General features: G+C 32.2%; 6 protein-coding genes and 2 pseudogenes. 3 read left to right on the top strand and 5 right to left on the bottom strand.

The features are described 5' to 3' along the window. Positions 1-100: 100 nt before the first annotated feature. From JVV30_RS11630 to JVV30_RS11615, 4 genes are all read right to left on the bottom strand, one after another. The gene (locus tag JVV30_RS11630) at positions 101-844 is read right to left on the bottom strand and encodes a Cthe_2314 family HEPN domain-containing protein (RefSeq protein ID WP_204194267.1); all 744 of its coding nucleotides are present in this window, start codon (positions 842-844) and stop codon (positions 101-103) included. A gap of 29 nt (positions 845-873) precedes the next feature. Further along, a complete protein-coding gene (locus tag JVV30_RS11625; protein ID WP_031886423.1) occupies positions 874-1,308 on the bottom strand; it encodes a hypothetical protein in 435 nt (144 codons plus the stop codon). 1,079 nt (positions 1,309-2,387) lie between these two features. Then, the gene (locus JVV30_RS11620) at positions 2,388-4,313 is read right to left on the bottom strand and encodes a heavy metal translocating P-type ATPase (protein WP_017175150.1); all 1,926 of its coding nucleotides are present in this window, start codon (positions 4,311-4,313) and stop codon (positions 2,388-2,390) included. A gap of 329 nt (positions 4,314-4,642) precedes the next feature. Further along, positions 4,643-4,969: an ArsR/SmtB family transcription factor gene (locus JVV30_RS11615; RefSeq protein ID WP_000391495.1), complete on the bottom strand. Its 327-nt coding sequence runs from the start codon at positions 4,967-4,969 to the stop codon at positions 4,643-4,645. Positions 4,970-5,175: 206 nt separating this feature from the next. Here JVV30_RS11615 and JVV30_RS11610 point away from each other — a divergent pair, with 206 nt between their 5' ends. After that, positions 5,176-5,535 carry a ZIP family metal transporter gene (locus tag JVV30_RS11610; protein WP_017175149.1) on the top strand — a complete coding sequence of 120 codons (360 nt, stop codon included), beginning with the start codon at positions 5,176-5,178 and terminating at the stop codon, positions 5,533-5,535. A gap of 111 nt (positions 5,536-5,646) precedes the next feature. Here JVV30_RS11610 and JVV30_RS11605 read toward each other — a convergent pair. Beyond that, a pseudogene (locus JVV30_RS11605) lies at positions 5,647-5,985 on the bottom strand (cassette chromosome recombinase CcrA); the annotation flags it as partial. Positions 5,986-5,993: 8 nt separating this feature from the next. Here JVV30_RS11605 and JVV30_RS11600 point away from each other — a divergent pair. Together JVV30_RS11600 and JVV30_RS11595 are read left to right on the top strand one after the other, a co-directional pair. Further along, a pseudogene (locus tag JVV30_RS11600) lies at positions 5,994-6,314 on the top strand (cassette chromosome replicative helicase); the annotation flags it as partial. Beyond that, a complete protein-coding gene (locus JVV30_RS11595; RefSeq protein ID WP_119627606.1) occupies positions 6,286-6,561 on the top strand; it encodes a hypothetical protein in 276 nt (91 codons plus the stop codon). The pseudogene JVV30_RS11600 and the gene JVV30_RS11595, both read left to right, overlap by 29 nt. Positions 6,562-6,840 lie beyond the last annotated feature (279 nt).

The raw sequence follows: 6,840 nt of genomic DNA, 5'->3' as shown, positions 1-6,840 counted from the left end.
AGTGTAAAATGTACTTGGGTCATGTAAAAGTCCTCCTGGTTATGTTTTTGTCGTTAAAAACATTGTACCGTAAAAGGACTGTTATATGGCATTTTTACTTTTACACAATTATACTGACTTTATCTAAAATTTCTATTGTCTTTTCTAAACACATTAACATCCCATCCATTATTTCTTTAACTTTTTGAGACGTAGTGTAATTTCCAACACCAGCTGTAGCTATACCATTTTCATATTTAGTTATTCCTGAAGATATAAATTGTGGATGCTGCTTATGTGTAATGTTGTTTGTGTGTTTAGATGCATCATCAAATTCATTGGAATTACGAATTTTATCAAGTGCATAAAATTTCACTAAATCTTTTTCTTTAAGTTTGTTTATTGCTTTATGAAAACTTATTTCATTCTTTTTTAATTGTATGTCGTAAATATTTATTATAATATGTCCTAACAACTCAAATATGCTAAAACCCTGTAAGAAGAAATATTCAGAAAAGTAATTAAAATTAAATTGTTTAGTATAGTCTTCTTCTTTAAAATCAGGAAAAAGCTCAACTGATTGTCCTTTTGAACCAGGTGACTTATACCAAACTTCATCAGGTATACCTTGATTATAATAGAACATCGTGTATGTATAATTTCGAATTAGTAAATTCATGCGATTAAATAGCATGTTTTTCCAATAATCGATTTCGTAACTTTTTGTTAAATCAAAAAATGAGTCAGTTTTCTCAAGATCAAAGTATAAGTTTTCTAATATAGAGGAATTAAACGGAATCTGATCATGCAAATCATTCATGTTTGCAGATTCAATATGTTGCAGCGGGTGGATTATTATTGTCATTATAGCAAAACTCCTTTTGTATAATACTACTATTTATCAGTTAATTTTTCACACCAAAATATTAAAAATGTAGAACCTAATAAACTCATATATTCAAACTTTAGCCATAAAAAAGCGTTTTGCATTATGTCTGATAGGTATATATCTTTATATAAAATAAATCCACCTATAAAAAATGTCACAAAAATAACAACAGACTTCACTTTCTTTATATAATCATTCTTATTTTTTCCCATCAATTTTTTATAATAGTGCAAGTAAATAAAGGTAACAAGACCAGACAATAAAAATGCCAAGCTGTATCGTAAAAGTAAACCTAATTGTCCAATTCCAATATGAAATAGCCCGAAAAAATCTTCACTATAACCAGTGAAACCTGCTACTTGAATAAGTATAAAAACAACAAATATAAGAGCCAAAAACCATGGCTTTAAAAATTGAACTATATCTTTAGGTTTAATCAATTTAATTACTCCTCCTAAGATTTACTCAAAAAATTCATAATGAATATTATTGTTCAACATCATTTTTTTAGTTTTATTTGTGATACGCTTCTGCGTATCGTTTTATACTGGGGTTTTTATAATAATAATGGTCCTTACATTTTCAAAGACTAAATTCACGTGTAGACATATTGAATGCGTCTTATTAGGATCTAATCTAATCAAACAAAAATTTAAGAGAGAAATCATATCTACAGGTTTTTTAACCAGAAGATTATTTTGATCTATTTCAAAAATTTTCAAACCGTTCTTAAAAGTGTATTTTTATAAAAGTATGATAAAAGAGAAATTTTAGTCGCTTACTTCGTTTCAAGATATTACTGATACAATAAGGTTAAAAAATCGGTACGTTTAACAGAACAAGTGTAGGTATTATAATAAACGTTTTTGATTTTGATGAAAAATAAGCTGTTCAATTTTTGATTGAACAGCTTTACCTAGTTATCCTTACTTTTATTCTTTTACCCTCAAAAGGCGGAGAGCATTCAGTATTACAATAATAGCAGCTCCTGTATCACTTAATACGGCCATTCATAGTGTAAGTATTCCCAAGAATATCAGAACAAATGCCGCCAACTTTATTGTGATGGAAAACCAGGTGCGGTTGGGAAAATCCCCTTCCTGCGATTACCGTTCACAAACGCCCAAAAAGAGCAACTGGCTCTTTTAGCTCTGGGACTGTCTTGGCATAGAGAAGGTAAAACCTTTCCCACTTAAAAGAACGGAAAAAGACGCTCTGTCCTGGCATTATCTTTGGCTCGACGCTTGCCCCCATACGGATATTAATCGTTTCGAAACTTTTAATACAGTCAATTTAACTTTTGAATGTAAACTGGCTGCCTTAAGTCACTGTTTATGATTTTATGCTTCCCATGCTCTTTAATTGCTTATTTGACCGCCCGTATGATAAAAACGGTATGCAAGGCATTGTTTTTACTCATAACATCTTTATTAGATTGCTCTGTTTTTTAGTGTCCAATGTTATGGGAACATTGTAGAATCCACACTTCAAAGTTCATTCATGTCAATCGATTCGTTCATTATTTAGATCTTAATAATCGAAGTCCATTTAGTATAACAACTAAAGTACTTCCTTCATGAACAATTACACTGATTGTAATATCAGTTAATCCTAACAAACTAACGACAACTAAAAAGGCAACAACTGCCATTGAAAAAATAATATTTTGCCTAATAACACGACCCATATTTGAGGAAATTTTATGAGACTGTACTAATTTAGATAAATTGTTCTGCATTAAAACCAAATCAGATACTTCTACTGCCACATCAGTACCGCCCCCCATAGCTATACCAACATCAGCATTAACAAGGGCCGGTGCATCGTTCACACCATCTCCAACCATGGCAGTAACTCCAAATTTTTCTTTTTGTTCTTCTATAATTCTGGATTTATCTTCAGGCATTACATTAGCGATAACTTCGTCTATTCCCAATTGTTCGCCTACAGCTTTTCCCGTCATTTCCGAATCACCAGTAATTAAAGTCGTGTGGATACCAAGTTTCTTAAAGTAATTAATTGTTTCTTTAGCATGCTCATTCGGAATATCCATTAGAGCTATAATCCCAATAACTTCTTCATTTTCTGCTACGTATACAACCGTCTTTCCTTCTGATGCCCAATCATGATTGAACTGGGTATACTCTTCAGAAGCACTTTCAAAAGAAGTAGGCTTACCAATACGATAATTTTTTCCATTATAATCTCCTGTCAGACCTTTTCCAATTTGATTAGTAACTTCGATGTCTATTTTATTTTTAACTTCAAATTTTTCTAAAATAGCATTAGCGAGTGGGTGATTGGATTCCTTTTCAAGGGCGACTATAATATCAATAATATTTTCTTCGTTCACAGAATGAGTGAAATAGTAATTTGTTACTTTAGGTTCTCCGTTCGTAAGGGTTCCTGTTTTATCGAAGGCAATTGCATCTATATCCGCTAATTGTGATAGGTAAGTACTTCCTTTTGAAAGCACGCCTTTTTTAGCTAGGTTAGATGTTGTAGACAATGTTACAGATACAGTAGCTGCTGCCAAAGCACACGGTGAAGCTGCGACTAAAATCACTAATCCCCTGTAAACACTTTGCGACCATGTCCAATCAAATAGAAAAGGAGCAAGTAACATTACTAATGGTATTGCGATTAAAACTATATTAACATATTTAGGCTCGAATTTTTGAATGATACTGGCAGCTTTTGTTTGATTATCTTGGTTTTGACTAACTAATTGTAAAATTTTAGAGAATACAGTATCCTTGTTTTCCTTAGTGACTTCCATAGTAAAAGTACCTGTTCCATTAATCGTACTTCCAAAAACTTCGTCACCCTTAGATTTCTCTTTCGGTATACTTTCTCCATTAATAGAAGATTCATCAATTGAGGTAGTACCGGATAAAATAATCCCATCAATTGGAACTTGATCACCGTTCAGCACTTGGAGTTGATCTCCAACTTTTAATTCACTGACATCAACAATTTTTGTGTTTCCATCAGGTAGGATTAATTTAGCTGTCGTTGGGTTCATTTCGAGTAGCTTAGTAATTTCTCTTTTACTTCTTCCTTCAGCGTAATCTTCAAGAAAATGAGCGCCGGAAAAAATAAGTATCAAAAGGGTTCCTTCCCAAAAACTCCCTATCAGAGAAGCCCCGATTGCAGCTAATCCCATTAGAATATGAGAATTAGGAGTGAATTTTCCCTTTAATTTAGTATTTTCAACTGTCTCTCCAATTCCTTCGAGAATAATTACATGGTAGCCGGCTGTGATTGTGGCAATTGAAAATAAGATGTTTTGTATTAATAAATTTGCATCACTTAAAAAAAGCCCAATTATAGCCAACACTAAGCCAATAAAATATGAAATAATTGGCATTTTTCCGTGATCATGATCATGACTATGATCGTGGCTATGACTTTCGTGTGCTTGTTGCTCTTGAATATTTTTCATTTCTATCACCTTTCTAAATAAATATGATATATCGGGTTCCAATATATTCGCAGTAAGCTTTACTAAACCAGGACGTTAATTGACCACATCCAAACTTTTTGTATCCAATAATACATCCTATGAATTTATCAACCGTATTCACTAACCCTCTCTGCTACACCCATCTCACTTTCCTTCGAGATATCATACAACGCTTTCCATTCTGTTTTTTTGTTTTCCATATCCATTGCAAAACCCCCTTTTCATATGCCTATAATATTGTTATATGATCATATAACAATATTAATGACGTGAATTATTATTAACACTCATTACTGGTTTACGGAATACTAGTGATGACAGGCGTGATCGATCGCCTGTTTTAGCATATTCATAGTATGTTCATCATCATGGGAATAAAACAATGTTGTGCCTTCCCTTCGGAATTTTACTAACCGTAAATTTTTCAAGAACCGCAATTGATGGGAAACTGTTGATTGTCTAAGATGTAGCGTTTCAGCAATACCGTTTACCGAATACTCCTTATAAAAGAGCAAATGGAGAATCCGGATTCTCGTAGGATCACCTAACGCTTTAAATGTTTGCGATACGACAAATAATGTTTCATCATCTAAATCCTTATTATTTACTTCCTCTAATTCCTTTTTTTCTTCCATTATCCTTCCCTCACTTTAGGTTTCAATTCAAAACCTTATATATAATAATCACTATTTATCTACATATATTAATATATGTTCATATATATGATATAACCATCTGAATAAAAAATCAAATAATATTTAATATGAATTCATATATTTTGTTTTGATTTTTTAGAGTAAAATAAACAAAGCCTTTTTAAGAATAGTGGGATGAGTGCAGTATGGATGATCGGGCGTTAGCTTCCGCACTTGTAATTGGTGTTGGCGGTGGACTCGCTTGGATAATGGAAGGTTTTCAAAGTGGTCATGGCTTTATTTATTCATTATGTGCAGGCCTTATAATTGGCTTATTATTTTTTGAAATGATTCCGGAAAGTATTGAATTAGGCGGGTGGGTAATTTTACTCGGTGGAATAGCAATAGGCTTAGTATTATTCCAATCCATTCATCTATTAATGGATAAAATTACAATTATCACTAATAGTCATCAAAAAGATATTTTCGTTCGATCGGGGGTACTTTTAATTATCAGTATAGCAATTCATAATTTCCCTGTTGGCAATATTCCTTTATTTGTGTAATTTGACCATTAATACTAAATTTATCAATGTCTTGAGAAATTATTGAAACTCTAACATAACATCCTACAGATTTTCTTTTCATTTCTTTCATATTTTTCATCCTTTCATTAATTAAGCAATCGATGATTGCGTAGCTTGGTTTACAATGTTTAGCGGTTCATTTTTGAAATAGATTCCCACAAGGCTTTTGTTTTTAGAAATATGAATTTCATCAATATATCGGTATAACATGCTTAACGTGAAGTGTTGTTGAATTACATTTTCAAAAGACTTTTGAATTTGTTGCTCATTTATTGATAGTGTTGGTTTTGATTGTTGAAGTAACGATTGAGATTGTTTTCTGAACGTTTCTGCATCGATGGCTCCTTTAGCTAATTTATCTATCAATTGTTCTTGTGTAAGTGTGCTCCTAGTTTCTAGGGCCCTTTGTTTTTTGATCCGTTTTTGAATTACATCATTGGTTTAAAGATAAATTGAAGGATGAAACAAATAATACTGGTATTCGTATGTTTAAGCGCTATGCAGCTATCACTACTTCGGCCAAGATTCTCAGTCATGTTTTACCTACAGATATTGATATCGCTAAAATAAGAGACTACTTTATTGATTATCATGCTCATACAGTCTCTGAACGATCACTGGCAGATAAAGCGATCGAAGTCATTACGCAATTTGTAGCACAAAACCGTGGTAAGTTTTCTGATGACAAAGCGTTAAAGAATATGATGGAGAACCATGGACTAATTGCCTATGATACTTATAGGATTAGGTCAAGGATGGATTCTTGCACCACTTACTAGCGCTGGTATTTATAAAGTTGATAGTAAAATAGCTGGCGCAGCAAGCGGCATGACTAATAGCATGCACCAATTAGGTGGACCCGTAGGTTTGTCCATTATCGTATTATTCACCGCTCAAATTACAAACATAATCATTTATTATCATATAGTTATGTGGATGATAGCAGGTTACATGATTATTTCATTTATTATCATCATCTTTTCACAGAAAGAAGAGATACAATGATTAGTTTCTATATATAACACCATAAAGTAGATTCATAGTTTTATACAACCGAAAAATTCCCATGATATTTTCCAATTATATATACTTTCATGATAAGGTTATATTTTAAAATACAAAAACAAAATTTTCACCTTTTAATTCTTCATCAAAAGGTCATTTGTTATAGGTCTCTGCTTATCGTCTAATAATGAGGTTTTTAATATAAATTATAAAAAAAGAAACCAATTGAGCATTGGTTTCTTTTCGTCACTCTTCATTACTTCTCGTTACTTCTCGTTA

Origin of the sequence: Staphylococcus sp. GDY8P47P, from assembly GCF_016892225.1 — a bacterium.
Lineage (GTDB): Bacteria > Bacillota > Bacilli > Staphylococcales > Staphylococcaceae > Staphylococcus > Staphylococcus borealis.
This window is presented reverse-complemented; position numbering and strand designations above follow the sequence as displayed.